Genomic DNA, 2,168 nt, shown 5'->3' on the forward strand with positions numbered 1-2,168 from the left:
CACCAATTTGACCGACCTCAATCTCTATAACAATAAAATCACAGACATCAGTGGACTTTCTACCCTCACCAATTTGACCGACCTCAATCTCTATAACAATAAAATCACAGACATCAGTGGACTTTCTACTCTCACCAATTTGACCGAACTCGATCTCACTAACAATCAAATCACAGACATCAGTGGACTTTCTACTCTCACCAATTTGACCATTCTCTATCTCGATAACAATCAAATCAGAGACATTAGTGGACTTTCTACTCTCACCAATTTGACCGAACTCTATCTCGATAACAATCAAATCACAGATCTGAGTCCATTGCGATCGCTTATTCAACTACACTATGCCTTTGTCTACGGTCTTAACTTATTCAAAAAATACTTTTTGCCTCAGCACGAGTGGCAAGCACAATGGCTTTTATCAGAAGAAAATGCCGAAATTCGCCGATTGCTAGTCCAAACTATTGGCTACGCTCGAATTTGCCAGGAATTGCAAGCAACCGAATTAGATTCTTGGCGGGAATACAGTTTATTAAAAATAGATAGCGATGTAGATGTCGAGCCAATTTATCTACTAAAAATGACTTGTCCCAGCACTGGTTTTATTCACGCCTTGCGCGTTCCACCCAATATGACATCAGCGCGTGAAGCAATTCGCTGGGTGAATTGGGGAATCGACCCGTCAGAGTTTACTGTGGAAAGCTGAGATGTTGCCATGTCTATTTATTCAGCGCACATTTATTTATAAACGCTAAGATTAAATAGAGCTAATATAGCAACCGCTCTCGTCAGTTAAGACGTTCACCAGTTGCACCTTTTCCCAAGATTTCTAGTCCCTTCTTCCCCTAGCCTCTAGCCCCTAACCCCGACGCCCTAGCTATAGTTTGAGATAACAAAATGCCTTCACCATTTCCAGGGATGAACCCCTATTTAGAAAATTCCGAATTGTGGTCGGAAGTTCATCATCGATTGATTGTAGCGATCGCGATCGCCATAGCACCCGATCTGCGTCCTAAATATCGAGTCGCAATTGAAAAACGTACCTATTTGAGCGACATTGAGGAAAGCGTTTTGGTAGGAATTCCCGACGTGGCGGTATACGCTAAGCCTTCAAGTATCGATCGAACGCGATCGAATGTTGCGCTTGCTACTCAAACAGAAGCAACTTCTGTCACTATACCACTACCGGAAGAAGTCAGAGAAAGCTATTTAGCAATTAAAGAAGGAAAAACGGGTACAGTTGTTACCGTTGTGGAAATCCTTTCTCCTAAAAATAAGCGTTCCAAAGAAGGAAGGAAAGCTTACGAAAGCAAACGACAGCAAGTTTTGGCAAGTTTTAAGAATTTGGTAGAAATCGACTTACTCAGAAGCGGAAAACCAATGCGGATAATCGAAAAGATTCAATCAGATTATCGCATATTAATTAGTCGAGCTAATCGTCGTCCCACAGCAAGTTTGTATGCTTTTAACTTGCGGGATGCAATTCCCTATTTTCATTTACCGTTGGAGTCAGGCGAAAGCGAACCATTGGTAGAGTTGCAAAGCTTATTAAACAATATTTACGACGAAGCATCATTTGACATGGCAATAGATTACGATATCCAACCTGTACCGCAACTAAAACCGGAAGATGCCGTTTGGGTAGATGAGTTGTTGCGAACCGAAAAACTGCGCGGTACAGTTGAGTAAATGGGAATTACTCTCGCCTCTATTAAGTGGAATTTAATTATGGATACAAAAGCGATCGCATCTTCACCAACAACCGATAATCTCTATGAAACCGATTTCTATGCTTGGACGCAAGAACAAGCGAAAATGCTGCAAGCAGGAGTATGGGATGGTTTAGATATCGTCAATTTAGTTGAGGAAATAGAATCTTTGGGTAAGCAAGTTCGTCAGGAATTAAGAAATCGTTTGGGAATTCTACTGGGTCATTTGCTCAAATGGCAATTTCAGCCACACAAACGCTCTAAAAGCTGGTTTTTCACATTGCGCGAACAACGCCGCGAAATTCACTACCTATTAAATGAAAATCCCAGCTTGAAACCTTATCTTCCGGAAGCTTTGAAAAAAGCTTACCAAGCTGGAATCGACTTGGCTGCACGCGAGACATCCCTCTCAGACAAAGATTTTCCGGCTGAGTGTCTTTACTCTATAGAACAAGTTCT

At 41.7% G+C, this 2,168-nt stretch carries 3 protein-coding genes; all 3 read left to right on the forward strand.

Annotation, left to right across the window (positions count from 1 at the left end; genetic code table 11):
• On the forward strand, nt 1-706 hold a 706-nt coding region (locus H6S82_RS30290), incomplete at its 5' end, for a leucine-rich repeat domain-containing protein (RefSeq protein ID WP_191057254.1).
• Between the two features lie 191 nt (nt 707-897).
• Nucleotides 898-1,689: a DUF4058 family protein gene (locus H6S82_RS30295; protein WP_190471527.1), complete on the forward strand. Its 792-nt coding sequence runs from the start codon at nt 898-900 to the stop codon at nt 1,687-1,689.
• Nucleotides 1,690-2,168: DUF29 domain-containing protein (locus H6S82_RS30300; RefSeq protein WP_347339571.1), on the forward strand; the 479-nt coding region annotated here is incomplete at its 3' end. It lies immediately after the preceding gene.

The sequence above is a fragment of the Planktothrix sp. FACHB-1355 genome (assembly GCF_014748295.1).
Classification (GTDB): Bacteria; Cyanobacteriota; Cyanobacteriia; order Cyanobacteriales; family Aerosakkonemataceae; genus Aerosakkonema; species Aerosakkonema funiforme_A.